The organism is Bradyrhizobium sp. Crot121, assembly GCF_059512385.1.
Genome location: NZ_JCAMOR010000002.1, coordinates 283,018 through 308,019, shown reverse-complemented (window position 1 = coordinate 308,019; position 25,002 = coordinate 283,018). Strand labels below are relative to the sequence as shown.

Sequence of the window (25,002 nt, the reverse complement as noted above, 5' to 3'; positions counted from 1 at the left end):
GGGCCAAGCACGGCGTCTCATTATTGTTCGGTCGCTGTTACGGCAAAGTCACCGGAATGGACGAACGCGCTACAGCCGCAACAATCGGTCGAATCAGCTTCGCGTTACGGAAGTAACAGAGCGCGTGCGGACTGAAATCAACGCGCAATATTGCGCTGACAGTGTTGGGCGAGGTCCTTCGATCCGGCGCTCAGTTGACTGACAGAACTTCGACAAGCTCAATCCAAATGACGGCGATTCCAGGCAAGACGGACTCGCTCGCGTTCACGTGCCTGCTCGGTTTGATGGCCACCCTTCCGGGCTTCGGCACCGACATGGCACTGCCGGCCCTCGCGGACACAGCCGCGTCTCTTGCAGTTCCGGTACATAGTGCCGGCCTGACGATCAGCAGTTACATGATCAGCTTCGGCCTTGCGCCGCTGCTGTTCGGGCCGCTGTCGGATCGATACGGTCGCAAACCGATGGTCACGCTTGGCACCATCATCTTCATCATGGCATCGGTCGGATGCGCGCTGGCACCGTCGCTGCCGGTGTTGATTGCATGCCGCGTCATCCAAGGCATCGGCGCGGCGGCCATGACTCTTGCCATCGCGATCGCCCGTGACGCGTTCGACGATACTGTCGTCCGCCAAAAACTGTCGAATATCGTGATGGCGATCTACGTCTCCCCGATCGCCGCGCCGATGGCCGGAGCGGCTTTGCTCGACCTTGCGGGCTGGCGCGCGATCTATGCAAGCCTTGCAGCGCTCGGAATTGTCTTGCTGGTAGGCCAGCGCTTTGGCCCCGACTATGACCTGAAGCCGCGATCGGCGACCCGCTTGAGCCTTCTGGCGCTTATCGGAGATTATCGCTGCGTCCTGTCGCATCCGACCTGCCGCGCATATCTCCTTGCCGCCGCGGCGTCCTTCGGGGTTCTCGCCGCCTATGCGACCGGATCGGCGCTTTTCCTTGTCCAGGTCGCCGGGATGAGCTCAAGTCAATATGGAATCATATTCGGCCTGACTGCATTCGCCGGAATGGCTGGAGCGTTCGTCGACGGCCGGCTCAACGCGCGCGGAGTTCCATCGCATTATTCGTTGTCGATCGGATTTGCCATCCAGGTTCTTACATCGTCGATCCTGCTGGCCATGACGCTCCTGAGCTGGACGCCGACCACGGTCGTCATCCTGCTATTCGTCACGCTCACATTCAGCGGAGGGATCGCGGCGCCGGGCCTCATGCAGGGAGCGCTGCAAGCGCTGCCGGACATGGCGGGCACCGTCAGCGCCGCAACCAACAGTCTTGTGATGATATCAGGCTCATTGACCAGCGCGCTCACGGCCGTTCTCTTCGACGGCCGGACGGCACTGTCGATGGCCGGCGTGATGGAATTCTGCGCTCTCGTTGCGCTGCTATTCTTGGGAATGGCAGTGGGGCGAGCCAGGCAACAGGCCGTGATACACATACCGCCGTCGTCCCGGGCTTGACCCGGGACCCATGACCACAGGCCCCTGTTGTGTGCTCGGCTGCAGCCACTTGCTTGCGCCACAACCACTCCCTGTGGTTATGGGTCCTTGCTTTCGCAGGGACGACAGCGCGGCTGAGGTCTGCGCCTTGTACCACTAACATAGGCCAACGAGCGAAACTCGCTCGTTGGCCCTGGACCTCACGCTACCTCACAGCGCCTTGTCGACCTGCGCGTAGCCGCCTTTGCCGTCCCACTTATAGACGACATAATCGATGGCCTTGATGTCACCCTTTGCATCGAAGGCCAACTTGCCGATCACGGTGTCCCATTCGCCGGCCTTTATGGCATCGACCACCTTCTTCGGGTCGGTCGTACCGGCCTTCGCCACCGCCTGCGACCACACCTGGAACGCCGCATAGGTGTAGAGCGTGTAACCCTCGGGATCGATGTTCTTGGCCTTGAACTTCTCGACGATGGCCTTTGCGGTCGGCTTTTCGCGAGGATCGGGACCGAAGGTGAACAATGTGCCCTCCGCAATAGGCCCGGTGATCGAGGCGAACTCGCGGTCGTTGATCGCATCGCCCGCCATCAGCACCGTCTTGAGCCCTTGATCGCGCATCTGGCGCAGGATCAGGCCCGCTTCCTGATGATAGCCGCCGACATAGACCAGATCGATGTTCTCGCGCTTGAGCCGAGACACGATGGAATTGAAATCCTTGTCGCCCTTGTTGAAGGATTCGAACATCTTCTCGGTGACGCCGGCCTTGTTGAGCGCCTTCTTGGTTTCGTCGGCAAGTCCCTTGCCGTAGGTGGTCTTGTCGTTGAGGATCGCGATGTTCTTGCCGGCGAAGTTCTTGGCGATATAGCCGGCGGCAACCAGACCCTGCTGGTCGTCGCGGCCGCAGACCCTCAGCACGTTCCACAACTTGCGCTCGGTAAGCAGCGGATTGGTCGAGCCCGGCGAAATCTGCAGCACGTTGCCGTCCGCATAGGCTTCCGAGGCCGGGATCGACGACGAAGAACAATAGTGGCCGGCGACGAACGGAATTCTCGCGCTGGCGATCTTCTCGGCGATCGAGCGCGCCTGCTTCGGATCGCAGGCATCGTCGTTGACATCAAGCACTAGCTTCCTGTTGAGGAGACCGCCGGCGGCGTTGATATCGGCCACCGCCTGCTCGGCGCCGTTCTGGAACTGGCGGCCGAACGCGGCTTCGCCGCCAGTGATCGAAGAGGCAACCGCCACCCTGATGTCCTGGGCCAGCGCTGCAGAGGACAGCACAAGTGACACACCTAGTGTTAGACCGAAGAGCTTGACCACTTTCATACGAAAGTCCTTGGGGTTGTTTTAGAGAGACGGCGACTGCGCCGGTCCCTTCATAGCACGGCCGGCTGACATCGGCGCGATGTCAGCGTATTTTTTTACCAATGGTGCTGGCTCCATCGAGGGCGAGGTGGCGTGAGCTCTGTTATGCGTTATCGCCAGGAAGGGCGCCGCGGTCCCGCGTTACGGCCGTAGCCGTATTTTCCCGCGCCGGAATGTTCCGGAAACATGGCCGCGCCAGAGTCTCGGCGACTGATATTTGCCGGGAGATATCGATGTCGCACATCGACCAACTGTTCTACACCCGCCCATATCCGAAACAGACCCGAGAGGCGCCGAACGCTCCGCGATGGTATGTCTCGATTAGCGCGATGGTGACGTTCCTGCTGTCGAAGATGAGGGAAGAACTGGCGATACGCCAGGCCATGGCAGAGCTGCGGGATCTCGACGACCGAATGCTGCGCGATGTCGGATTGTCCCGCTACGATATCGCATCCATCCGCAGGCACGAAACCTAGCCCGTTACACAGCGCGCAAGGACCTTGATCGCTGATGATCAACGGCGCGCGCCGCGCGCCCGTCGAATTCGCGCGCCGACACGGTTTGCATTTCGATAGGACAGCGTCATGAAACACGAAACTGTGTTGCAGACATCGGCTGCGACCTCGGGCCTGGTCAGAAGATTGGTTCGAGCCCAGGGTGATCCGGCGAAGCAACGTATACGCGCATGGCTCGGCAATATCTGTGACGAGAAACTCTTGAACTTCGGACTCTCGGCGGCCGATATCGCGCTCTTGCGGGCGCGTTACCCTGAGAACCCTGATGCATCGGGTCGCAAATTGGAGGCCCGACGAATCGCGTGAGAGCTTCAGCGAGACGAATCGCGCCGGCACTCTGTCGGCGTGACTCCGAAACGGCGGCGGAACCGCTGGTTGAAGTAGGAGACCTCGCCGAAGCCGCATGCGAGCGCGATCTCGCTGATCTTGAGACGATCTCCCTGCTCGCTCGTAAGCATCTGCCGCGCCTGCTGCAGGCGACGCTCCAGCAGACGCTCCGTGAAGCTCCGGCCCGTCTCGTGCAAGAGATCCTGCACATATCTGGTCGAGAGACCGAGATGGCGGGCAACGTTCGCTGCCGAGAAACCGGCACTCATGAAGCTTCGATCGATCTCGGCAATAATGTCGTGAATGCGCGATGCCCGCAGGCCACGCGTCGTGGCGATCTGCGCGGCATCACCGCGCGCGCCGAGCACCAGCGCGATCAGGTCGAGAAGAGTGGTGCGAATATGCGCGTCGAGCTGCGGATCGTGGGGCGCACGCGACAGCTTCACGACGCTTTCGATATAGCGCCGCAAGTGCGCAACGGCCGGCCGCTGCGGATCGAGCGGCCGCGCCAACAGGTCGTCCGCCTGGCTGACCAGCGCAGTCAGTTGGTCCCGGCTGACCGTCAACGTCGTCCAGGCAAAGGGCGTATCGGACGCCATGTCCGTCGGCACGCCATTTGTCCCGAGAAATACGCCGCCGGAAGGGAGAGTCGCTTTGCGATTTGACTGATCCACCCGCAGCGTGCCGGTTCCGCGGTGGAAGACAAGGCAGAAATCGTCATCGGGGCCGCGAGAAATGGCGCTTCTCGATCGCTTCACCCTGCCGAAGGCGCCCCCGAATCGGGTGACGTGAATGTCCTGAAAGCCGGACCAGCGAAGGAACCCGGAAAACGGTCGGTCCTCGAACCTCGTGATGTCGACACAACAGGTGAGCGCCTCCACCTTCTCATACCAGAGAGAAAACCTTCGATCGTCTTCAAGCGCGGGATCGAGATTGTCGGAGTGGAAACTTGTTTGATGCATTGTTCTTGAAATTGCACTTACACAGCCATGTTACGGGCGCCGCTCCGTGCGAGCCATGAGTAACTCTGCCGCAGCGCGCCGCGAATCGCTGATGCCGCTTCGGGTTGTTGCACAACAGCCACATGGACGAACGGTTTAGCGGGAGCGCGCTCGGGCTAAAATCCGGTGCGGGCGAGAACAAGACCATCGGTGCAACCCCTGCCATGTTGCGACACGGCTGCTGCGAGGAACTGCGTCGAGCTCACCCCCTGTGAGGTCGCGACGCGCTCGCCCAGCCTTCACATGTCGCCGTCCCATGACGGCGATGCATTGGAAAACCCTTTCTCCAGGGAAATTTAGGGGCGTGGTAATGAAGACGTTTCTACTCGGCACTGTCTTTGGTCTTGGCCTGGCGGCGGGCCCGACCTTTGCCGCCGATCTGTCCTATCCGGTCAAGGCGCCGCCCATCGCGGCCGTCCCAGTGTTCTCCTGGACCGGCTTCTATATCGGCGCCAATGTCGGCTTTGGCGGCGACAAGTTCAACTATCCGTTCCAGGCATTCCAGCGGCAGCTTCAGGCGGAAGCGCCTGCGCTCGAATCGAGCATCGCCGGCAATCTCAACCTGAACTCGAGCGGTTTCTTCGGCGGTGGCCAGATCGGCTACAATTATCAGTTCGCCAACAATGTGGTCGCCGGCATCGAAGCCGATTTCGAATGGTCGGGTATCGAGGGCAAGCTCGCGGGCGCCGCGCTCTTCACCGCTCCGGGCGTTGTCGGCAACGCAAGCTTCGACATCGGATCCGAGATCGAATGGTTCGGCACCGTTCGCGGTCGCCTCGGCTACACCTGGGACAGGGTCCTGCTCTACGCGACCGGCGGCGCGGCTTACGGCAAGGTCAAATCGCACGCCAGCTTCAACGCCAATGGACTCGTCGGTCCGCTGCCGGCCGTGATCTCGGCGAGCGACACGCAATGGGGCTGGACCGCGGGCGCCGGTCTCGAATACGCCCTCGCGCCGAACTGGTCCTTCAAGACCGAATATCTCTACGTCGACCTTGGCAGCCACACCGTGTTCAACAGCGCGGTCGATGACGTCGCCAACGGCTTCTTCTCGAGCGCCAGCATGGACGTCAGCACCAAGCTTCACACGGTCAAGGCCGGCGTCAATTACAGGTTCTGAGCGAATCCACGATCTTCAATGACCTGAGGGCTGCGGCATCGCCGCAGCCCTCGCCGTTTCCGGCTCTGCTCAACCGCCACCGAATCGATCGAATTGTAGTGAATTCGCTCTCGTTACTTTAAGGTCGGGCGGATAGCTGGTCGTGCTGGGGAAAGGTCCGGAGTTGTGGTCCTTGTTCGATATGTTCACCGTCGGGCTGTTGGCCGAGGCCGCATGCGCGATTGGCTGCTTGATCGTTGTGATCACATGGGTGCGGGATCGCTCCACTAAGTCCTATTCCTGGTGGATCCTCGGGTTCCTGCTGTCCTTTCTTGGCGTCATCCTTGCCGCACAGCGCCAGACGCTGCCCCAGCTCTCGGCGTTCGGCGTTCCCGGCTTTTTCGCCCTGTTTGGCGCGGGCGCGCTCTGGTGCGGTGTGCGTGTTTTCGACCAACGACCGCTACCTGTATTGGCCTTGCTGCCGCCGCTGATCTGGGCAGTGGGCCTGCCGTTCGCGTATCCGAGCTACGCGCTTCGCCAGATCGATTACAATCTCGCGATCGGCACGATGACCCTGCTGATCGGCCTCGATCTCTGGCGTTCATCGTCCCGGGAACTTTCGCCGCGGCTTTGCATCGCGCTGATCTGCCTGTTTGAGACGGTGGTCAGTTACAGCCAGGCCATTGCCATCTTCGTCATGCGCGACGAAATCGGCGCGGGCCCGCTCCGGGGGTGGCTCACCTTTGCGCCGTTCCAATCCGCCGTCGCGATGGTGGCGATCGTCGTCCTCGGCATTCTGATGATCGGCGAGCGTTCCGAGCGCCGGCTCCGCGATCTCGCGATGAACGATCAGTTGACTGGCGTCCTCAATCGACGCGGCTTCTTCGAGACCTGCGCAGCCCGGCTTGCCAAACTATCCGGCAAGTCGTGCGAGATCGCGATTGCCCTCTTTGACATCGACTACTTCAAGGCCATCAACGACAAGCATGGCCATCCTGCCGGAGACGAGGTCATCGCCGAGTTCGCCAGGCGTGCCGCGCGGGCGATCCGCCAGGGCGACGTCTTCGGCAGGATCGGCGGGGAAGAGTTCGCGCTGCTGCTGCCGAACACCACGATCAACGATGCAAGGCTCGTCGTCGATCGAGTTCGCGCCACGTTCAGCGATGCGCCGATCCTTCATGACAACATTCAAATCATGGCCACCGCGAGCGCCGGGATATCGAACGCCGACGCTCGAGACATCGTCTTGGATCGGCTGATGTCGGCAGCCGATTCCGCCCTGTACGCGGCGAAGAAGGCGGGACGCAATCGGACCAGCATCCTGCACCCGGTGACGCCGACCGATCGCGACGCTGCGCCGATCGTCCGCAGCTCGTCCTGACTTGCCTGGGAGCCTAGCCGTCGAACCCCGCCGGGATGAAGGCCGGCAGCTTTTCCTCGATGAACTGCTTCACCTGCGGTGAGTTGAAGACCTGGATGAACGCCTTCAGGCGCGGATCGTCCTTCTTGTCGGCACGTGCGGTGAAGCGCAGGACCAGGCCGTCATCGAGGGTGCGGTCGATGATCAGCGCCGATTTCGGATCGCCGCCGGCCGAGATCAGATAGGTGACGTTGACGAGCGCCAGCGTGACGTCATCGAGCGAACGATAGGTCTGCGCGGGATCGAGCTCGACGATCTTCAGGTTCTTAGGGTTTTCGATGATGTCGAACTTGCTCACCGCGAAACCTTTGCCCGGCGTCAGCTTGATCAGGCCGGCGCGTTCGAGCAGGATCAATCCGCGCGCCCCGTTCAAGGGCTCGTTGGGAATCGCGACGCTGTCGCCGGACTTGATCTCGTCGAGGCTCTTGATCTTCTTCGAGAACAATCCGACCGGCGCGATCACGCCCACCTTGTCGACCTGAACGAGATTGAAGCCGCGCTGCTTGTTCTGCAGCGCCAGGTAAGTCCCGTGCTGGAACAGGTTCGCATCGACATCGCCGCTGTTGACCACTTCGTTCAGCGCCACCCAGTCGCTGAGCTCGACAATCCTGACGTCCTGCCCCTTCTCCTTGGCGAGCTTGGCCGCATAGCCAGCCAACTGCCCGACCGGGCCGGCACTGGTCGCGATCTTCAGCGGCTCGTCGGCAACCGCGGCTGTGGTGAGGGCAAGCAACAGGCCGGCGGCCTGCGCCATACGCATGAACGTCTTCATCTTGTCAGGTCCATCTCTTCTCGAAGGATCGTATGAGGCGGCCTCGCGAGCGCTGTTGACGAATGATGCTTGCCGGTCTCTGCGCTGTCGAGGCGTCGGAGAAAATAGCGATGCGCGTGCTGCGGCTTTGGCCTGACGCGGCGGTAATCTTTCATCCGCCGCGGCAAATTGAAAACAACGTCGTCCGGCTGGCGTGATAGTTTCCGCGAAACACGAACCCGTTGCGGAGAACGGCTGATGATGAGACCGCGAGAACTTCGCTTCAACGCGTTCAACATGACCGCGCCGAGCCACAACTGGGCCGGCCTGTGGTCGCATCCGCGCGATGCGTCGATCGACTACAACACGCTTCATTATTGGACCGACTATGCCAGGACCGCGGAGCGGGGCCTGCTCGACGGCATCTTCCTTGCCGACGTATTCGGCGTCTACGACGTCTATGGCGGCAATCCGGATGCGGCGATCAGCCATGCCGTCCAACTGCCCAACGCCGAGCCGACGCTGCTGGTCTCCGCGATGGCGTTGGTCACCAAACATCTCGGCTTCGGCATCACGTCGAACCTGACATTCGAGCATCCCTATCAATTCGCGCGCCGCTTCTCGACGCTCGATCATCTCACCAAAGGACGGATCGGCTGGAACATCGTGACCGGCTATCTCGACAGTGGCGCGCGCGGGATGGGCCTGCGCACCGCCCGCGCCCATGACGAACGCTACGACGCGGCGGAGGATTTTCTCGCCGCCGTCTACAAGCTCTGGGAAGGCAGTTGGGAGGATGACGCGGTCCGCCGCGACCGCGAAACGCGCGTGTTTACCGATCCGGCGAAGGTCCATCGTGTCAGGCACGAAGGCTCGCATTATCGCGTCGACGGCATCCATCTCGCCGAACCGTCGCCGCAGCGCACGCCATTGTTGTATCAGGCGGGAACGTCACGGCGCGGCCGCGCCTTCGCCGCGAGGCATGCGGAAGCGATCTTCCTCAACGGCCAGACCAGGCCGATCCTCGCCCGCGCCGTCCGCGAGATCAGGGAGGCCGCCAAGGAGTTCGGGCGCGATCCCTATGACATCAGGCTGTTCGCCGGCGCCACCGTTATCGTCGCGCCGACTCGCGCCGAAGCCAACGATCTACTCGCGGACTATGCCCGCCATGTCGACCAAGCCGGGCAACTCGCGCTGCTCTCGGGATGGACCGGCATCGACTTCTCGACCTACCGTTCCGAAGAGGCCGTGCAATATGTCGAGAGCAATGCGATCCAGTCGATGGTCGAGAATTTTACGCTGCGCAGCGAGCGGCCGGTGAAGATCGGCGACCTTGCCAGCTTGAGCCACCTCGGCGCACGCTCACCCTTCGTGGTCGGCTCGCCGCAGGACGTGGCCGACGAACTGATCGCCTGGGCGGAAGAGACCGACGTGGACGGATTCAACCTGTTCCGTCTTGTCGTGCCGGAATCGCTGAACGCGTTCGTCGATCTAGTGGTGCCCGAACTGCAATCCCGCGGCGTCTACAAGACCGCCTATCGCGACGGCACCTTACGGGAGAAGCTGTTTCCGGGACGCGGACCGCGCCTGCATGCGACGCATCCGGGCGCGGGATTTCGCCGCCTGCCGACCGATGCCCTTCGATCCAACGCCGCCGAATAGTGTATTAGCCGTTCGGCAGCGCGAAGCGAACAAACGCCGCGTAGGGTGGGCAAAGGCGCTCTTTGCGCCGTGCCCACCATCAAGCACTCCGCTCGCAATGGTGGGCACGCTTCGCTTTGCCCACCCTACGTCAGGTCTATCACCACGTGGCGATATAGGTCCCCTTGAAGCGCTTATCGAGGAACTCCTTCACCTGTTGCGAGTGATAGGCGTCGACGAGTTGCTTGACCCAGGGCTTGTCCTTATCTTCCTCGCGCACAGCGATGATGTTGACCCACGGGCCATCTTTCGACTCATGCGCAATCGCGTCGGTCGCGGGATTGAGGCCGGCCTGCACCGCGTAATTGTTGTTGATCGAGACGAGGTCGACGTCCTGCAGCGAGCGCGGGAGCTGCGCCGCGTCGAGCTCGACGAAGCGCAATTTCTTGGGATTTTCGATGATGTCGGCAATCGTCGAGGCGACGTTGTTCGGGTCCTTCAGCTTGATCACGCCGTGGAGGGCAAGGATCATCAGTCCACGCGCGCCGTTCGAGGGATCGTTGGCGATCGCCACCCGTGCGCCCTCCGGCAGATCCGCCAGCTTCTTGTATTTCAGCGAGTAGACGCCCTGCGGCGAAGCGATGGTGTTGGCGACCTTCACGATCTTCCAGCCGGTCTTGGAGATCTGGTTCTTCAGATAGGGCTCATGCTGGAACGAGTTCGCTTCCAGATCCTTCAGCGCCAGCGCCTGGTTGGGAATGACGTAATCAGTGAATTCGACAACCTTGATGTCAAGGCCACGCTCGGCGGCCACCTTCTTCACCACCTCGAGGATCTCGGCGTGCGGCCCGGCGGTCACGCCAACCCGGATGGTTTCGGCCCTTGCGGCGCCGGCAAACAAGGCGGCTGCCGCAACGATCGCGGTAAAGATTCGCATAAAGCTCTCCAAAGATCACACAAACGTAACGCGGCTGGCACTAGCGCCGATCATTGGTGGCTTCAACCGCCTCGGTGACAAAACGACGAAACGGCTGCGATCATTCAACGTGGGGAACAAAACATTTGCTCTACATGGTGCAGCGCGATGCTTCTGTTCTCCGTAGCCGATCGGTCCTCCGTACGAACGGATGATGCAGCACGGTGACAGCATGTCACGCGAAACGTAATTCTCTTAATTGCCGTCCGCGGAGAATTTTGCACCACATCGGACGACTTCTCCGGAATTGCCACCGGCACGCGATTGATCGCAAATGAGGTTCCGGAATTCATCCGCATTATTTTGGAAGCCACAGATATGTTGTTCTCGCCTCGCCCGCGTTCGCAAGTTCCAGCCGCCTCCCGGATCAAACCCATCACGCGCCGGCTCGCCATGAGCGCGCTTGGCCTGCTGGCGATGATCTCGCTGGCGCGGCCTGCGATCTCGGAGGAAATCCGGATCGGTTACCAGAAATCCTCGACGCTCACCGCGATCCTCAAGACCAATGGTGAATTGGAGAAGGCGCTCGCGCCGCTCGGCATCACTGTGTCCTGGCACGAATTCACCAGCGGATTGCCGCTGCTCGAGGCCATCAATGTCGGCAGCGTCGATTTCGGCGCCGACGTCGCAGACACCGTGCCGATCTTTGCGCAGGCCGCCGGCGCCAAGCTCGCCTATGTCGCCGAGGAAGCCGCATCGCCGTCGGCGCAGGCGATTTTGGTGCCGAAGGACTCGCCCGTGAAATCTGTGGCCGATCTCAAGGGCAAGAAGGTCGCGGTGACAAAAGGCGCCGGCAGCCATTTCCTGTTGCTTGCAGCGCTCGCCAAGTCCGGCCTCACCTTCAAGGACATCACGCCCGCCTACCTGACGCCGGCCGACGGCCGCGCCGCCTTCGTCAGCAACAATGTCGATGCCTGGGTGGCCTGGGATCCCTTCCTCACCAGCGCCAGCCGCCAGTCCGGCGCGCGGACCCTTTCCGACGGCAGCAACGGGCTCGCAAGCTATAAGCGTTACTATGTCGCCTCGGCTGCCTTTGCCGATCGCCGCGGCGACGCGCTCAACGTGATCTTCAACAAGCTTGCTGAGACCGGGAAGTGGGTGAAGGCCAACCCCAAGGATGCCGCGACCATTCTCGCCGGCCTCTGGGGCATCGACGCCGCGGCAGTGGAAGAAGCCAACAGCCACCGCTCCTATAACGTCGGCGCAGTCACCGTCCCCGGCCTGTCGGAGCAGCAGCGCATCGCCGATGCGTTCGTCGCCGAAGGCTTGATCCCGAAGAAGGTCAATACCACCGACGTCAAGATCTGGGCGCCGAAAGGATCCTGACGGCGCCCGCGAGGGCTCAACGATGGCGCAGCCGGCGGTTGACCCGGCGCGCCAGATAGTCGCCGGCGGTCTGCACTGTCTGCACCAGCGCGATCAGGACCACCACCACGGCCAGCATCATGCCCGGCATGAAGCGCTGATAGCCGTAGCGGATGCCGAGATCGCCCAGCCCGCCGCCGCCGACTGCGCCGACCATCGCCGAATAGCCGAGCAGGCTGACCACCGCGAGCGTCAGCGACAGCACGAGCCCTGGCAGCGCCTCGGGGATCAGGACCTTGAGCACGACCTGCAGCGGGGTGGCGCCGAACGACGACGCGGTTTCGATCAGGCCGGCATCGACCTCGCGGATCGCGCCCTCGACGAGGCGCGCGATGAAGGGCGTCGAGGCGATGGTGAGCGGAACGATCGCCGCTCCCGAGCCGATCGAGGTTCCTGCGACAAGGCGCGTGAACGGGATGATCGCGACGACCAGGATGATGAAGGGCGTGGAACGCGTCGCGTTGACGATGACGCCAAGGATCGCATTCGCAGCCGGCGCGGCAAACAATTCGCCCTTGCGGCTGGTCGCGAGGAACACGCCGATCGGCAGGCCGAACAACGTGCCGAGCGAGGCGGAGACCGCGACCATGAACAGGCTTTCGCCGGTCGCCTGGATGATGAGATTGATGAGTTCAGGCGACATAGCCGAGGCGCTCCGCGGAAAACCGATGTTGGGCAAGGAAGGACAGCACGCGCGCAACAACGGCCTCGTCGCCGGGCACGCCAAGCGTCAGTGACCCGACCTGCTGGCCGCCGATCTCGTCGATCCGGGCCGACAACAGCGCCGCGTCGATCGCAAGCTCGCGCGACAGCCGCGCCACTAGCCGATCGCCGCCATCGCCGCGGACGAGCACGCGGATCACGGCCTGGCCGCCCGGCGTCGGCTGATGCTGCAGCCGGCTCGAGAGGGAGACCGGAACCGCATCGCCGAGAACCTCGGAGAGAAAGCTCTGGGTAATCGCATGTTGCGGATGGGTGAAGATGTCGGCGACATGACCGCGCTCCACGATGTGCCCGGCATCGAGCACGATCACCTCCTTGGCGAGCTGTCGTACGACCGACATCTCGTGGGTGATTAGGATGATGGTCACGCCGAGCTCGCGGTTGATATTGGCGAGCAGGTCGAGAATCGAGCGCGTCGTCTGCGGATCGAGGGCCGAGGTCGCCTCGTCCGACAACAGCACGCTCGGCCGCGTCGCCAGCGCACGCGCGATCCCGATCCGCTGCTTCTGGCCGCCGGAGAGCTCCGACGGATAGCGATTGCGCTTGTCGGCGATATCGACGAGGTCGAGCAGCTCGGAGACGCGCGCGGCGATTTCGGCTTTCGACCAGCCGGCGATTTCAAGCGGCAAGGCGATATTGTCCGCCGCCGTCCGCGACGACAGCAGGTTGAAGTGCTGGAAGATCATGCCGATCGAGCGTTGCGCCAGTCGCAATTCACGGCCCGAAAGCGCCGAGATGTCGCGGCCATCGACGATGACGCGGCCAGTCGTCGGTTTCTCCAATCCGTTGATCAGCCGGACCAGGCTCGACTTGCCGGCGCCGGAACGACCGATCACGCCGGTGATGACGCCGTGGGGAATTGCGAAGTCGATGTCCTGCAGCGCCGTGACGCTCGGCTTGCCGCGATAGGCGGGGTAGGTTTTCGAGACGGCCTCGAACCGCACCATCGCCTCCTTGGAGACGACATCGGGGGCGACGGGCGGAAATGCCTCCGGCGGTCGTGAGGCCGCGAGAGATTGATGCACATTCATTGCTGAAATCCGGTCTTTCGGCTGCGCGCTGCACTGCAAAATTACGCGAGCAGGGGCCGCTGGCAATTCCAGATATCGGCGGAGACGTAGGCCAAGCTTTCGTCGCTCGCCTCGGCAAGAGAAATTCCTTCCGCCAGACTGTGTGCCGGTTTTTTGGGCACCGATCGATCGCTAGCGTGAACCTGCCAACAATGCAGTTCCGTCGGCCGCCGCCGCGGACTGCGCCTGCCGCACGCGCGGGATGACCTCCCTGGCAAAACGCTCCATCTCCGCCTCGAACGGCTGGAACTGCAGCATGAACAGCTCGATGCCTGCTGTGTGGAATGCAAGGATGCGCGACGCCACCTCGTCATAGCTGCCGACAAGGCCGGCCGCCGTGCCGCCATTGCTGCCGACCCGCGCGGACTTCTGCATCGTCTGCATCATCACGACCTTCGGATCGGTGTTCTGCTTCTGGATCGCCCGCATCGGCGCATCCTTGGCGGCGAGCTCCAGGAGCCGCCGGTACGCTGCCTGCGCCTCGTCGTTGGTCTGCCGCGCGACCACAAACGCCGAAAGGCCGAAGCGCAAGGGCGCCGAGAGCCGCGGGCGCGCCGCGACATCGGCAATCAGCGCCGCGACATCCGCCAGCGGCTGGCCGTTGATGAACCAGACGTCGCCGTGATCGGCGACCAGCGCCCGCGCCGGCTCGGATTCGCCGCCGACATAGATCAGCGGCCGTTGCCGGTAGAGGTCGGCGGGCCGGAGCGCATAGTCGCGCACGTCGAAATGCTCGCCCTTGTAGGTCAGGCGTTCGCCCTGCATCAGGCGCGACACCACACTGATCCATTCGCGGCCATAGGCATAGCGCGCGTCATGCTCGGCAAAGCCGATGCCCGCCTTTTCGAGCTCGGGCTTATTCCAGGCATTGACGAGATTGATCGCGAAGCGGCCGCGGCTGATGTTCTCGATGCCGAGCGCCATCTTCGCCAGCACCACCGGATGATAGAGATACGGCTTGATCGCGGCGATGATCTCGATCCGGCTCGTCAGTGCCGCAAGCGCCGCCGCCGCGCTCCACGCCTCCAACTGATCGAGATCCTCCTGATGCGGATTGATGGTGTGCTGCGCGACCAGCGTGGAGTCATAGCCGAGCCGTTCCGCCGCAAGCACCAGATCGCGGTTGCGCTCCCACGACGCATCATACGGCTCCTCCGGATCGTGATGCGCGGCACGCGGTCCATGAACCAATGCCCAGATGCCGAAACGAAGCGGTCGTGCCGTCATTTGTGATTTCTCTCGAATTGCGCGCATCATGCCGTGGCGGAAGCGCGGCTGTTTTCGCCAAAGCGCGAAGCGAGATCAAGCGCAGCCGCGGTGAAAGATATTCTTTGCCGTCTTGCGCGCGCAAAGAAACCAGAAAACTCTCCGGCACCAGACAATTGGAAAACCGCTCTATTTCTGTCCGGCTAAATTCGTGGGACATTTCGCGACGTATGGAAGGGCGTGCACTCACGCGGCGGAGCGCCGCAGTTGGGTGGGTGCTCCGATGTGCCTCGCGCGTGGCATCCTGATGTCGCTTCATCGGCGCGCGCATCATGCAACACGATGAAGCGAGGACGACGTTGTCTTGAGCAACCTGGAACAAGCCGTTTCCCCGGCCGAATTTGATGGGACCGAGAGCAAGGACGGCGCGGCTGCATCCCCGCGGAAACCATTCGAGCTGAGCCGCCGCGGACTGCAACTGCTCTCCTGGCTCGCGCCGGTGACGCTGCTCGTCGTTTGGGAAGTGCTGGCGCAGGCCGGATGGCTGTCGCCTCAGGTGTTGCCGGCGCCGAGCAAGGTCGTCAGGACGGCGTTCAAGCTTGTGACCACCGGAAGCCTGCTCAACGATCTCGGCATCAGCCTGCTGCGTGCTGTGGCCGGCTTTGCGATCGGCGGCGCCATCGGCTTTGCGCTTGGCACGCTGGTCGGCTTCTCGCGCATCGCGGAGGCCGCAATCGACCGCAGCGTGCAGATGATCCGCGCGATCCCGTTCCTGGCGGCGCTGCCGCTCGTGATCGTCTGGCTCGGCGTTGGAGAGGCCGAGAAGATCTTCCTGGTCGCGCTTGGCGTCACCTTCCCGATCTACATCAACACGACATTGGGAATCCGCCAGGTCGATCCGAAGCTGATCGAGCTCGGACGCATCCAGGGACTTGGCACGCTTGAATTGATCCGGCGGATCATCCTGCCGGGCGCCCTGCCCTCGATCCTGACCGGCGTGCGCTACGCGCTCGCGACCGCATGGCTTGCCTTGGTGGTGGCCGAGACCATCGGCGCCCAGTCCGGCATCGGCTTCCTCGCGATGGATGCCCGCGAATTCCTGCGCACGGACGTGATCGTACTGACGATCGTGATCTATGCGCTGATCGGCGTCGCGGCGGACGCGATCGCGCGCTTGCTCGAGCGGCGCTTGCTCGCCTGGCACCCGAACTATGGAGGCGCGCGATGACCCTTCATGTCGTGCCCTCCTCCGTTGCCTCGCCCGCGGTGGTGGTGACCAACCTGCGCCGTGCCTATGGCAAGCGCGTGGTGATCGAAAACCTCAATCTGCGCATCGAGCGCGGCGAGTTCGTGGCGCTGCTCGGCGAAAGCGGTTGCGGCAAGACCACGCTGCTGCGCGCGCTGGCCGGGCTCGACCCAATCGACGGCGGCCGCATCGTGGCGCCGCGACGTCCGGCGGTCGTGTTCCAGGAGCACCGCCTGCTGCCGTGGGACAGTCTTTGGCGCAACGTGTCGCTCGGGCTTCAGGTGAAGGATCCGCGCGAGCGCGCCGCAGCAGCGCTGGCCGAGGTCGGCCTCGGCGACCGGCTCGATGACTGGCCGCGCAATCTTTCCGGCGGGCAGGCCCAGCGCGTCGCGCTGGCGCGCGCCCTGGTGCAGCAGCCGGAGCTATTGCTGCTCGATGAACCCTTTGCCGCGCTCGACGCGCTGACCCGCATCCGCATGCACGATCTCGTCCGCGAACTGGTGGCAAACCATCGGCCGGGCGTCCTGCTCGTGACACACGACGTCGACGAAGCGATTGCCCTCGCCGACCGCATCCTGGTGATGCGCGAAGGCCGCATCGCGTTTGAGCATCGAACCAAAAGGGATGGCGCTGGCCGCATTGCGCGATCCGAGCTGCTCGCAGAGCTTGGCGTCGTTGCGTCTCACCATACAGCTTGAGCTCTTCGGAAGGACCGTTCATCCATGCCTGATTTCTCGTCTGCCAACCCCTCCCGCCGACGTTTTCTCGGCTCCGCCGCCGCGGGCCTTGGCATGCTTGGCAGCTTCGGCTTGCCCAAGACAGCGCGGTCGGCGACCGGCCGCACCACCGATACGGTCCGCCTGACCTGGGGACTCAGCGGCCTCAACCTGATCGCAAAGGAGCGCGGCGAGTTCGACAAGCTCTTGGCCAAGGACGGCATCAAGGTCGAATGGCTCGGACCGTTCCCGAACCATGCTCCGACGCTGCAGGCGGTGACTGGCGGCAGCACCGATTTCAGCTTCGGCGGCAGCACCACGCCGGCGCTGGCGGCGATCATCGCCGGCTCGCCGCTGGTATTCACGCAATTCGTCGTTTACGAGCCACGCACCACCGCGATCATCGCCAAGGACGATTCCGGCATCAACAAGATCGAAGATCTCGTCGGCAAATCGGTTGCGGTGAACCGTTCAGGGCTCGGCGAATTCCTTCTAGTCGCGGCTTTGGAGAAACACAAGGTCGACCGCTCCGCGGTGAAATTCGTCTATCTCAATCCGCCCGACGCGGCGCCGGCGCTGGCCTCCGGCAAAGTCGATGCTTGGTCGATGTGGAGCCCCGGCGTTGACATTGCGCGGCTCGAATACAAGGCGCACGACATCTTCCTCGAGGGGCGCGACCTGGATTTCCAGATCGACTACACCTCCTATCTGACCACGCGCAAATTCGCGACCGACAATCCGGCGCTGGTCCGCGCCGTGAACGACGCCTTCCGCGCCGAGGGCAAATGGATTTCCGAGAACAGCAAGGACGCCGAGTACATCGCGCAGAAGGCCGGCAAGTACAGCGACCAGGTGCGCGACCAATTCATCGCGCTGAAGCGGCAATATCGCTACTTCCCGGTCAATGATGAAAGATTCCTCGCCGACTTGCAGAAGGCCGCCGACTGGCTGGTGGCGCGCAAGGTCTTGCCTGAGCCGGTCAAGATCACCGACCACCTCGCGCAACTCTGAACGATCATTCCAACTCCATCCAGGTCAAACGATGAACAAGCCTGTATCTGCACTTTCCTTGGGATCGTCGCACCGTCTCGATCCCCGCTCACCAGATGTTGAAGCGCTCCTGAAACATATTGCCGAAGGCGCCAGCGAGCGCGAGCGCGACCGTGTCCTTCCGTTCCAGGAGATCGACCTGATCCGCAAGGCGCGGCTCGGCGCGCTGCGGCTGCCAACGGCGGCCGGCGGCGCCGGCAGCACGATCCGCGAATTGTTCGAGGTCGTGATCCGCCTTGGCGAGGCCGACGCCAACGTCGCGCATATTCTGCGCAACCACTTCAGCGTGGTCGAGCGTCTGGTGCGCACGCCCAAGGACGAGCAGAGCCGGGAATGGCAGAAGGCGGTCGCGGGAGGCGCCATCATCGGACTTGCGACCACCGAATTGGAAAGCCCGAAGGTCGGCGACATCACGCCCAACACCACGTTGACGCCGGATGAGAACGGCGACTTCCTGCTGAACGGCACGAAATATTACAGCACCGGCACGCTGTATTCGGACTACGTCCTGGTGCGCGCCGCCGATCCGTCCGGAGCGACTGGCGCCACGATCATCCCGGTGAAGCGAGAAGGCGTCGAGTTGATCGACGATTGGGACGGGCTCGGTCAGCGGCTGACGGCAACCGGTACGACCCATTTCCGCAACGTGAAGGTCAAACGGCAGGAGGTCGTGTTCGATGCGCCTGACATCGGCTACGGCGTGCCCTATTCGAACACGTTCGCGCAACTGTTCCTGACTGCGATCGTCGCCGGCATCGCGCGGTCCAGCCTGCGCGAGGCCGCTGCCCTCGTCCGCTCCCGCAAGCGGACCTTCTACTACGCGCCAAGCCAGATCCCGACCGACGATCCGCTGCTGCAGCAGACCGTCGGCCAGATCGCAAGCGGCGCGTTCGCCGCGGAGACCGTCGTGCTCGCGGCGGCCGCAGCGCTTGACGTCGCGACCGATGCGTTCGACGCGGGTGCCGCCAACGCGGTCGAGGCCGCGCACAAGGCCGCGCTGCTGTCGGCAAAGGCCAAGATCGTGGCGGACGAATTCGCGATCCGCGCCGGCAGCCTGTTGTTCGACGTCGGCGGCGCCTCCGCCACCAAGAAGGTTACCAACTTCGACCGCCACTGGCGCAATGCGCGGACCCTGTCCTCACACAACCCAACGACCTTCAAGGCGCGCTCGATCGGACAATACGAGATCAGCGGCACACCGCTGCCGGCGAAGGGCTTCTTCTAGACCATTTCGGTTCTGATGAAATCAGAACCGAAGCTCTAGATTCTTGTTTTGGCGCGTTTTCTTCACGCGAACCGGTGTCCACTTCGCTCGAAAACGCTCTAGAACATGCGCCGAAAAACCCGCCCCGGTTGCCGTGCTGACGCTGCCGGAACTCGCTTCGACTTTGACCTGGAGGTGTGATCTCGATCACAAATAAATCGGGCCAACCGCGCTAACGTCCGCCCCGCTTGCTGAATGTCTGCGGGGACAAAATCGATGGACGACGAGTTTTGCAGAGAAAGAGCGCGCGCGGTTCGGGCTATTGCGGAGCAAGCAGATCCATTCATCAAGCGGCGCCTGCTGCAGCTGGCTCACCACTATGAGCGACGCATTCGCCTGTCTGAAGGCAACAAGGATGACAGGGACCCGGATCGGAAGGTGCCGACCGAGTCCCAGATGAAGTCCGCCCGCGGCACCTAGCCCAGCACCGGCAGCGTGATGATCTCGTAGCCGTGGCTGATGCTGCATTTCAAGACGGGATCTTCAATGACATAATCGAAGCGGCTGGCCGGGCGGATGCCACCCTTGGCAGCGAAAGTGCCGCAGAACATGGCGCAGCCATCAGGCAGTCGGGCAGTGCCAAATCCGCGCTCGATCAGATCGGGCACCGGCAGCATTCCGCTCAGCGCGCCTTCCTGATAAAGCACGCGTTCGCCGTCGATCGTCGCCCAGGATCGCAGCATGATCTGGTCCCAATGGCTTTCGATTTCAGCGAGATCCCACAGCATTGGCGCCACGGGCTTGTCGCACATCTGCTTTGATACCGTGATGTTGTAGGTCTCGACCTTGCGGTCGGTATGATCGGAGCCGACGCCGACGAACGTACGCCCTTCGAATCCAAACAGCACGAACTCGACCTCCCCGCTCGATTCGGTGCCGGTGCATTCAATGCTGCCGGCGGTCGTCAGCCTGCGCGCGGCACATCGGTAATAGATCGGGGTCGAAGCCGGAGGCGCGATGCCGATCGCCGCGAGCTCGGCAATGTGCTTGTCGCGCGCGACCGGATCGCGTCCGGTCCAGCCGGCGATCACCGCCTGCGTGATCGACAGTTTGAGCGGCGTGGCGGCGTTGTTGGCAACCAAAGTGAATTCGATATCGTTCTTCATGTCCGTTCCATGTGGCGTGCTCGATTTTCTTAAGCCGAGCTTTACAGGCTACGATCCGGGGTGAGTTGATTGCGATTGACGCGCAGTTCGATGACGGTCGGTAGATCCGCCCTTGCCGCCCGGGCAAAGGCATCGGGGAATTGATCGTGGTGATCGACGATCTCGCCGTGCGCCCCATACGACTGCGCCAGAGCCGCGAAATCTGGATTCAGCAAGTCCGTGCCGCTCGGTCTGGCCGGAAAATGGTTTTCCTGATGCATCCGGATCGAGCCGTACATGCCGTTGTTGACAATGATGACAATGATCGGAAGCTTGTGCTGAACCGCGGTCGCGAACTCCTGCGACGCCATCATGAAACAGCCGTCGCCGGCGAGACAGACCACCGTACGCTTCGGGTGACGCAGCTTCGCTGCGATCGCGGCCGGCAGCCCATAGCCCATCGAGCCGGACTTCGGCGCAATCTGGGTACCGAGTTGCCGGTAGCAGTAGTAGCGATGCAGCCAGATCGTGTAGTTCCCGGCGCCGTTGGTGACAACGGCATCATCAGGCAGCACGCGATTGAGATGGGCGATCACCTTGGAGAGATCGAAGCTCGCCGTCTCCGGCCGTGGCGACTGATAATCGACCAGAGCCTGGCGTGACTCCTCGCGCCAGCCAGCCCACGGCTTTGCATCCAGTGGCCGCAGCTTCGCAAGCGCGGCGACGAACTTGGACGATTTCGATTGGATCGCGAGCGTCGGACTATAGGTGCGGCCGAGCTCCTCGACTCCCGGAAACACGTGGATTAGGACTTGCTTTGGCGTCGGCACGGCGAGTAACGAAAAATGGTTGGTGGTGACATCACCAAGCCGGTCCCCGATCACCAGGAGCAGGTCTGCCGCTTTCACGCGCTCCATCAACGCCTTGCTGCAGCCGAGACTGAGATCGCCGACATAGTGCGGGCTTCGATTGTCGAGCACATCCTGCGACCGGAAGCCTGCAACGACCGTCAGATCGTTGCGCACAACGAACGCGTCGAATTGCTTAGCCGCCTCCGGCGTCCAGCCGAGATTGCCGACGATGACGAGCGGCTTCCGGGCACGACCGAGCAGTTCGCCGACCTGCGCTATTTGCTGATCTGACGGCGCGGTCTGGGCAATCTGCGCAGGGAGCGCATCGGCGACATCGCTCGTGCTACTCAGGACGTCTTCGGGAAGCGACAGCACCACCGGGCCGGGGCGTCCCTGCATCGCGATGTGGACGGCACGATTGACGAACTCGGGAATCTGGTCCGGTGACTGGACCTCGCCGACCCATTTCGTCATGTCGTCGAACGTTCTGACGTAGTTGATCTCCTGGAACGCCTCGCGACCGCGGTGGCTGCGCGGCACCTGTCCGATGATCAGGATCATCGGCGTCGAATCCTGCCAGGCGGTGTGCAACCCGATCGCGGCGTGCATCGCGCCGGGGCCACGGCTGACGACGCAAACGCCGGGATGTCCGGAAATCTTGCCGTCCGCTTCCGCCATGTGCGAAGCCGTGGCCTCATGACGGCAGGTGACGAAGTCGATGCCTGCATCCAGCAGCGAATCGAAAATCGGCAGCGCGCTCTCGCCGGGCACGCCGAACATTCGGTCGATGCCATTGACGCGCAATGCGGAGACCAATAGCTGGCCGCCGCTGCGCAAAGCCGTTACCGGACCGGCCGGTTGCTCCGGATCATGCTTGTTCACGCGCTCGTTCCTGATTGCGTTACGGCGCCTTGCTGGCCGCTCACTCCTGGAAGACTTCGACGCGGCGCTGCCGCACCATCGGCATCATGATCGAGATCAGCAAGGCTGCCGAGATCAGGAGCAGCGCGAGACTTATCGGCCGCTGCAGGAAGACCATGGGATCGCCATGCGAGGTGATCAGGCTGCGCCGAAAGTTCTCCTCGACCATGGGTCCGAGCACAAAGCCCATCAACAATGGCGCCGGCTCGGCGTCGAGCTTGCGCAGGACGTAACCCAGCAGGGAAAAGCCGACCGTCATGTAAACGTCAAAACTCGAATTATTCACCGAGTAGACACCGATGGCGCAGACGACGACGATGACCAGATAAAGCAGCCGGTAGGGAACCGCGAGCAAACGAACCCAGATCCCGATCATCGGCAGATTGATGATCACCAGCATTGCGTTGCCGAGGAACATGCTGGCGATCAGGCCCCAGAACAGGTCTGGCTGCCGGGAGATGATCATCGGTCCGGGCGCGATGCCGTGCAGCGTCAACGCACCAACCATCAGCGCCATGGTGGCGCTGGTCGGGATACCCATCGTCAGCAGCGGCACGAACGAAGTCTGCGCCGCAGCGTTGTTGGCGCTTTCCGGCCCCGCCACGCCTTCAATGGCGCCATTGCCGAACCGTGACCGATCCTTGGCGACGCGCTTCTCGAGGGCGTAGGCGGAGAACGACGCGATGGTCGCGCCACCGCCCGGCAGGATGCCGAACAGCGTGCCGAGCGCGGTGCCGCGCAGAACCGCGCCCCATGCCCCTCGCAATGCGCTGAACGACGGCCAGATGGTGCCGATCCGCATCTTGTTGACGATGCGAACCGACGCCCCTTCGAGATTGGAGATCACTTCGGCGACGCCGAAAAGCCCCATGACCAGCGCGACGAAATTGATGCCGTCGGACAGTTCAACAAGGCCGAAGGTCATGCGGGCTTCGCCGGTGTTGAGGTCCATGCCGACCATGCCGAGCAGCAGGCCGAGAAAGATCATCGCGATGGCGCGAAACGCGGAGCCGTTGGCGAGCACCACGGCCGAGACGAGCCCGAGCACCATCAGCGAGAAATAGTCCGGCGACGCGAACTGCTGCGTCATCAAGGCGAGCGGCGGTCCAAGCAGCGCGATGACGACGGTGCCGATGCATCCCGCGATGAAGGAGCCGATGGCCGCAATCGCGAGCGCCTCGCTCGCCCTGCCCTGCTGTGCCATCTTGTAGCCGTCGATGGCGGTGACCACGGAGGTGGATTCGCCGGGAATGTTGACCAGGATCGCCGTCGTCGACCCGCCATACTGCGCGCCGTAGTAGATGCCGGCCAGCATGATGATCGCGGAGACCGGACTGAGCGCATAGGTCGCCGGCAGCAACAGCGAGATCGTGGCGACCGGACCAAGGCCCGGCAACACACCGATCAACGTGCCGCAGATGGCACCGACCAGGCAGAAGAAGAGATTTATCGGCGTCGCGGCGACGGCGAAGCCATGACCAAGCTGGGCGAAGACATCGGTCATGGCAAGAGGTCCACCGGAATCTTGAGAAGCCACACAAAGATCACGGCCGAGGCCGCCGCGAGCAGCACGCCGCTCACGAGGCTCTGCCGCCAACGCGTCTCGACGGAGGCAAAATGCGCAATGGCCACCTGCGCGAGGATCGCGATGATCAACCCGGCGCGCTCGACCAGCACGCCGAAAGCCGTGAACGACAGCAGGATGCAGATCAACGGCCGCAGATGGAACGATCCAATCGGACTGCCTTCGGCGAGCAGCCCCTTGACGGCGAGGCAAAGCCCCATGCCGAGCAGAACGAGCGCAAGCCCGAGCGGGAAGTAGCCCGGCCCCATCTCCAGGACGGAGCCAACTGAAAGCGTTCGAATATAAAGCAGTGCTACGATCGCAACCGCGATCAGCAGCAAGCCGGAATAAAAGTCGGTATTGTTGCCGCGTCCGGCAGATGACCTCATGCTGATATTGCCTCCCGCTGACCTATCCCGAGGCCAGTCAGTTCTTCTTCTCGGCGATTTCCTTGAGGAGTTCCCGCCACTGCTCGACTTCAGCGGCGATCTGCGCCTTGTATTCGTCAGGCGTGGTGAACACGGTCGAGGCGCCGACCACCGCCATGCTCTTCTTGACCTCGGGGTCCGCCGCCATCTTCTTCAGCACGTCCGACAGTTTGGCGATGATCGCATCCGGCGTGCTGGCCGGCGCCATCAGGCCGTTCCATGACTCGACGCTGTAGCCCGGCGTCACCGTTTCAGACACCGTCGGCAATTGCGGCGCGAACTCGTTGCGCTTGGCCGACGTCACCGCTAGCGCGCGCACCTTGTTGGCTTCCATCTGCGGCAACGCATCGGTCATGTTGGTGAATGACAAATTGACCTCGCCCGACACTACAGCAGCCGTGGCGGGCGAGCCGCCCTTGAACGGAACGTGGGTCATCTTGGTGCCGTTCCGCGCATCGAACAATTGCACCGAGTAATGCATCAGACCGCCGGCCCCGCTGGATCCATAGCTCAGCTTGCCGGGGTTGGCTTTCGCGTAGGCAACGAGATCCTGCATCGTGTTGATCGGGAGCGACGGGTTGACGATCACGGTCTGCGGAATCGTGCTGACGACACTGACCGGCTTGAAACTCTTCACCGGATCGTACGATGTCGTTTGCGCGACCGGAGCGACCGAAATGGCACCAACGCTGCAGATGCAGAGCGTGTAACCATCGCCCGGCGACTTCGCCACGAGGTCGGAGCCGACAATGCCGCCGCCGCCGGCGCGATTGTCGACGATCACCGTCTGTCCCAATTCCTTCTCGAGATATCGCGCGGTGATGCGCGCAACTGAATCGGTGTAGCCGCCGGGCGCATAGGGCACGACCAGCTTGATGGTCTTGCTCGGCCACTCCTGCGCCGATGCCGCCGTGGCGCTCAATGCCATGCCTGCCGACAGAATGGCCGCCGCAATTCGCATCATCTTTCGTTT

Annotated in this window: 24 protein-coding genes; 12 read left to right on the top strand and 12 right to left on the bottom strand. The window is 62.8% G+C overall.

Annotation, left to right across the window (positions count from 1 at the left end; translation table 11 throughout):
* The first annotated feature begins 227 nt into the window (after positions 1-227).
* Complete coding sequence (locus tag AC5ZGW_RS03570) at positions 228-1,466, top strand: multidrug effflux MFS transporter (protein ID WP_130224247.1); 1,239 nt, start codon at positions 228-230, stop codon at positions 1,464-1,466.
* 189 nt (positions 1,467-1,655) lie between these two features.
* On the opposite strand, the gene AC5ZGW_RS03565 is transcribed toward AC5ZGW_RS03570, so the two are convergent.
* On the bottom strand, positions 1,656-2,771 hold the full coding sequence (locus AC5ZGW_RS03565) for a branched-chain amino acid ABC transporter substrate-binding protein (RefSeq protein ID WP_130224245.1): 1,116 nt from the start codon (positions 2,769-2,771) through the stop codon (positions 1,656-1,658).
* A gap of 272 nt (positions 2,772-3,043) precedes the next feature.
* On the opposite strand from AC5ZGW_RS03565, the gene AC5ZGW_RS03560 reads away from it, so the two are divergent.
* On the top strand, positions 3,044-3,286 hold the full coding sequence (locus tag AC5ZGW_RS03560; protein WP_165435088.1) for a DUF1127 domain-containing protein: 243 nt from the start codon (positions 3,044-3,046) through the stop codon (positions 3,284-3,286).
* A 350-nt stretch (positions 3,287-3,636) separates the two neighbouring features.
* On the opposite strand, the gene AC5ZGW_RS03555 is transcribed toward AC5ZGW_RS03560, so the two are convergent.
* Positions 3,637-4,614: a helix-turn-helix transcriptional regulator gene (locus tag AC5ZGW_RS03555; protein WP_130224241.1), complete on the bottom strand. Its 978-nt coding sequence runs from the start codon at positions 4,612-4,614 to the stop codon at positions 3,637-3,639.
* 349 nt (positions 4,615-4,963) lie between these two features.
* Here AC5ZGW_RS03555 and AC5ZGW_RS03550 point away from each other — a divergent pair, with 349 nt between their 5' ends.
* A complete protein-coding gene (locus AC5ZGW_RS03550) occupies positions 4,964-5,773 on the top strand; it encodes an outer membrane protein (RefSeq protein ID WP_130224239.1) in 810 nt (269 codons plus the stop codon).
* A gap of 181 nt (positions 5,774-5,954) precedes the next feature.
* Complete coding sequence (locus AC5ZGW_RS03545; RefSeq protein ID WP_130224237.1) at positions 5,955-7,133, top strand: GGDEF domain-containing protein; 1,179 nt, start codon at positions 5,955-5,957, stop codon at positions 7,131-7,133.
* A gap of 13 nt (positions 7,134-7,146) precedes the next feature.
* Here AC5ZGW_RS03545 and AC5ZGW_RS03540 read toward each other — a convergent pair whose 3' ends face one another.
* Positions 7,147-7,944, bottom strand: a complete 798-nt coding sequence (locus AC5ZGW_RS03540) for a MetQ/NlpA family ABC transporter substrate-binding protein (protein ID WP_130224235.1) — start codon at positions 7,942-7,944, stop codon at positions 7,147-7,149.
* A 62-nt stretch (positions 7,945-8,006) separates the two neighbouring features.
* Between AC5ZGW_RS03540 and AC5ZGW_RS03535 the strand changes: the two genes are divergently transcribed.
* Positions 8,007-8,141 carry a hypothetical protein gene (locus tag AC5ZGW_RS03535; protein ID WP_283806987.1) on the top strand — a complete coding sequence of 45 codons (135 nt, stop codon included), beginning with the start codon at positions 8,007-8,009 and terminating at the stop codon, positions 8,139-8,141.
* A 40-nt stretch (positions 8,142-8,181) separates the two neighbouring features.
* Positions 8,182-9,585: an LLM class flavin-dependent oxidoreductase gene (locus tag AC5ZGW_RS03530; protein WP_207230960.1), complete on the top strand. Its 1,404-nt coding sequence runs from the start codon at positions 8,182-8,184 to the stop codon at positions 9,583-9,585.
* Positions 9,586-9,724: 139 nt separating this feature from the next.
* Here the strand turns inward: AC5ZGW_RS03530 and AC5ZGW_RS03525 are convergent, their stop codons facing one another.
* Positions 9,725-10,501, bottom strand: a complete 777-nt coding sequence (locus AC5ZGW_RS03525) for a MetQ/NlpA family ABC transporter substrate-binding protein (protein ID WP_130224233.1) — start codon at positions 10,499-10,501, stop codon at positions 9,725-9,727.
* 432 nt (positions 10,502-10,933) lie between these two features.
* On the opposite strand from AC5ZGW_RS03525, the gene AC5ZGW_RS03520 reads away from it, so the two are divergent.
* Positions 10,934-11,866: an aliphatic sulfonate ABC transporter substrate-binding protein gene (locus tag AC5ZGW_RS03520; RefSeq protein ID WP_207230959.1), complete on the top strand. Its 933-nt coding sequence runs from the start codon at positions 10,934-10,936 to the stop codon at positions 11,864-11,866.
* 16 nt (positions 11,867-11,882) lie between these two features.
* Here the strand turns inward: AC5ZGW_RS03520 and AC5ZGW_RS03515 are convergent, their stop codons facing one another.
* The 3 genes from AC5ZGW_RS03515 to AC5ZGW_RS03505 all read right to left on the bottom strand — a co-directional run bounded on the left by AC5ZGW_RS03515 (position 11,883) and on the right by AC5ZGW_RS03505 (position 14,925).
* Complete coding sequence (locus AC5ZGW_RS03515) at positions 11,883-12,548, bottom strand: methionine ABC transporter permease (RefSeq protein WP_028162066.1); 666 nt, start codon at positions 12,546-12,548, stop codon at positions 11,883-11,885.
* On the bottom strand, positions 12,538-13,659 hold the full coding sequence (locus tag AC5ZGW_RS03510; protein ID WP_165435087.1) for a methionine ABC transporter ATP-binding protein: 1,122 nt from the start codon (positions 13,657-13,659) through the stop codon (positions 12,538-12,540). The genes AC5ZGW_RS03515 and AC5ZGW_RS03510 overlap by 11 nt, the downstream gene beginning before the upstream one ends.
* Positions 13,660-13,830: 171 nt before the next feature.
* Positions 13,831-14,925 carry an LLM class flavin-dependent oxidoreductase gene (locus AC5ZGW_RS03505; protein WP_130224229.1) on the bottom strand — a complete coding sequence of 365 codons (1,095 nt, stop codon included), beginning with the start codon at positions 14,923-14,925 and terminating at the stop codon, positions 13,831-13,833.
* A 436-nt stretch (positions 14,926-15,361) separates the two neighbouring features.
* On the opposite strand from AC5ZGW_RS03505, the gene AC5ZGW_RS03500 reads away from it, so the two are divergent.
* The 5 genes from AC5ZGW_RS03500 (at position 15,362) to AC5ZGW_RS03480 (ending at position 19,600) form a co-directional block, all read left to right on the top strand.
* Positions 15,362-16,132, top strand: coding sequence for an ABC transporter permease subunit (locus AC5ZGW_RS03500; RefSeq protein WP_130224271.1), 771 nt, complete (start codon positions 15,362-15,364; stop codon positions 16,130-16,132).
* Positions 16,129-16,848, top strand: a complete 720-nt coding sequence (locus AC5ZGW_RS03495; protein ID WP_130224228.1) for an ABC transporter ATP-binding protein — start codon at positions 16,129-16,131, stop codon at positions 16,846-16,848. Before AC5ZGW_RS03500 ends, AC5ZGW_RS03495 begins: the two co-directional genes overlap by 4 nt.
* 24 nt (positions 16,849-16,872) lie before the next feature.
* Positions 16,873-17,877 carry an NrtA/SsuA/CpmA family ABC transporter substrate-binding protein gene (locus AC5ZGW_RS03490; RefSeq protein ID WP_130224226.1) on the top strand — a complete coding sequence of 335 codons (1,005 nt, stop codon included), beginning with the start codon at positions 16,873-16,875 and terminating at the stop codon, positions 17,875-17,877.
* A gap of 31 nt (positions 17,878-17,908) precedes the next feature.
* Positions 17,909-19,141, top strand: coding sequence for an acyl-CoA dehydrogenase family protein (locus AC5ZGW_RS03485; RefSeq protein WP_130224224.1), 1,233 nt, complete (start codon positions 17,909-17,911; stop codon positions 19,139-19,141).
* Positions 19,142-19,396: 255 nt separating this feature from the next.
* Positions 19,397-19,600 (top strand): hypothetical protein, encoded by a 204-nt coding sequence (locus AC5ZGW_RS03480; RefSeq protein WP_130224220.1) that lies wholly within the window; start codon positions 19,397-19,399, stop codon positions 19,598-19,600.
* On the opposite strand, the gene AC5ZGW_RS03475 is transcribed toward AC5ZGW_RS03480, so the two are convergent.
* The 5 genes from AC5ZGW_RS03475 to AC5ZGW_RS03455 are packed head-to-tail and all read right to left on the bottom strand — an operon-like array spanning position 19,597 to position 24,993.
* Positions 19,597-20,286 carry a DUF2848 domain-containing protein gene (locus AC5ZGW_RS03475; protein ID WP_130224218.1) on the bottom strand — a complete coding sequence of 230 codons (690 nt, stop codon included), beginning with the start codon at positions 20,284-20,286 and terminating at the stop codon, positions 19,597-19,599. The two genes, AC5ZGW_RS03480 and AC5ZGW_RS03475, sit on opposite strands and share 4 nt — an antisense overlap.
* 41 nt (positions 20,287-20,327) lie before the next feature.
* Positions 20,328-21,998 (bottom strand): thiamine pyrophosphate-binding protein, encoded by a 1,671-nt coding sequence (locus AC5ZGW_RS03470; RefSeq protein ID WP_165435086.1) that lies wholly within the window; start codon positions 21,996-21,998, stop codon positions 20,328-20,330.
* Positions 21,999-22,038: 40 nt separating this feature from the next.
* On the bottom strand, positions 22,039-23,541 hold the full coding sequence (locus AC5ZGW_RS03465; protein WP_130224216.1) for a tripartite tricarboxylate transporter permease: 1,503 nt from the start codon (positions 23,539-23,541) through the stop codon (positions 22,039-22,041).
* A complete protein-coding gene (locus tag AC5ZGW_RS03460) occupies positions 23,538-23,990 on the bottom strand; it encodes a tripartite tricarboxylate transporter TctB family protein (RefSeq protein WP_130224214.1) in 453 nt (150 codons plus the stop codon). Before AC5ZGW_RS03460 ends, AC5ZGW_RS03465 begins: the two co-directional genes overlap by 4 nt.
* A 37-nt stretch (positions 23,991-24,027) precedes the next feature.
* Complete coding sequence (locus AC5ZGW_RS03455) at positions 24,028-24,993, bottom strand: Bug family tripartite tricarboxylate transporter substrate binding protein (protein ID WP_130224212.1); 966 nt, start codon at positions 24,991-24,993, stop codon at positions 24,028-24,030.
* Between the last annotated feature and the right edge of the window lie 9 nt (positions 24,994-25,002).

Excerpts from the sequence above, each read along its gene's own strand:
- AC5ZGW_RS03570 (WP_130224247.1), top strand. The coding sequence starts at position 228 with ATGACGGCGATTCCAGGCAAGACGGACTCGCTCGCGTTCACGTGCCTG.
- AC5ZGW_RS03565 (WP_130224245.1), bottom strand. The coding sequence starts at position 2,771 with ATGAAAGTGGTCAAGCTCTTCGGTCTAACACTAGGTGTGTCACTTGTG.
- AC5ZGW_RS03560 (WP_165435088.1), top strand. The coding sequence starts at position 3,044 with ATGTCGCACATCGACCAACTGTTCTACACCCGCCCATATCCGAAACAG.
- AC5ZGW_RS03555 (WP_130224241.1), bottom strand. The coding sequence starts at position 4,614 with ATGCATCAAACAAGTTTCCACTCCGACAATCTCGATCCCGCGCTTGAA.
- AC5ZGW_RS03550 (WP_130224239.1), top strand. The coding sequence starts at position 4,964 with ATGAAGACGTTTCTACTCGGCACTGTCTTTGGTCTTGGCCTGGCGGCG.
- AC5ZGW_RS03545 (WP_130224237.1), top strand. The coding sequence starts at position 5,955 with ATGTTCACCGTCGGGCTGTTGGCCGAGGCCGCATGCGCGATTGGCTGC.
- AC5ZGW_RS03540 (WP_130224235.1), bottom strand. The coding sequence starts at position 7,944 with ATGAAGACGTTCATGCGTATGGCGCAGGCCGCCGGCCTGTTGCTTGCC.
- AC5ZGW_RS03535 (WP_283806987.1), top strand. The coding sequence starts at position 8,007 with ATGATGCTTGCCGGTCTCTGCGCTGTCGAGGCGTCGGAGAAAATAGCG.
- AC5ZGW_RS03530 (WP_207230960.1), top strand. The coding sequence starts at position 8,182 with ATGATGAGACCGCGAGAACTTCGCTTCAACGCGTTCAACATGACCGCG.
- AC5ZGW_RS03525 (WP_130224233.1), bottom strand. The coding sequence starts at position 10,501 with ATGCGAATCTTTACCGCGATCGTTGCGGCAGCCGCCTTGTTTGCCGGC.
- AC5ZGW_RS03520 (WP_207230959.1), top strand. The coding sequence starts at position 10,934 with ATGAGCGCGCTTGGCCTGCTGGCGATGATCTCGCTGGCGCGGCCTGCG.
- AC5ZGW_RS03515 (WP_028162066.1), bottom strand. The coding sequence starts at position 12,548 with ATGTCGCCTGAACTCATCAATCTCATCATCCAGGCGACCGGCGAAAGC.
- AC5ZGW_RS03510 (WP_165435087.1), bottom strand. The coding sequence starts at position 13,659 with ATGAATGTGCATCAATCTCTCGCGGCCTCACGACCGCCGGAGGCATTT.
- AC5ZGW_RS03505 (WP_130224229.1), bottom strand. The coding sequence starts at position 14,925 with ATGACGGCACGACCGCTTCGTTTCGGCATCTGGGCATTGGTTCATGGA.
- AC5ZGW_RS03495 (WP_130224228.1), top strand. The coding sequence starts at position 16,129 with ATGACCCTTCATGTCGTGCCCTCCTCCGTTGCCTCGCCCGCGGTGGTG.
- AC5ZGW_RS03490 (WP_130224226.1), top strand. The coding sequence starts at position 16,873 with ATGCCTGATTTCTCGTCTGCCAACCCCTCCCGCCGACGTTTTCTCGGC.
- AC5ZGW_RS03485 (WP_130224224.1), top strand. The coding sequence starts at position 17,909 with ATGAACAAGCCTGTATCTGCACTTTCCTTGGGATCGTCGCACCGTCTC.
- AC5ZGW_RS03480 (WP_130224220.1), top strand. The coding sequence starts at position 19,397 with ATGGACGACGAGTTTTGCAGAGAAAGAGCGCGCGCGGTTCGGGCTATT.
- AC5ZGW_RS03475 (WP_130224218.1), bottom strand. The coding sequence starts at position 20,286 with ATGAAGAACGATATCGAATTCACTTTGGTTGCCAACAACGCCGCCACG.
- AC5ZGW_RS03465 (WP_130224216.1), bottom strand. The coding sequence starts at position 23,541 with ATGACCGATGTCTTCGCCCAGCTTGGTCATGGCTTCGCCGTCGCCGCG.
- AC5ZGW_RS03460 (WP_130224214.1), bottom strand. The coding sequence starts at position 23,990 with ATGAGGTCATCTGCCGGACGCGGCAACAATACCGACTTTTATTCCGGC.
- AC5ZGW_RS03455 (WP_130224212.1), bottom strand. The coding sequence starts at position 24,993 with ATGATGCGAATTGCGGCGGCCATTCTGTCGGCAGGCATGGCATTGAGC.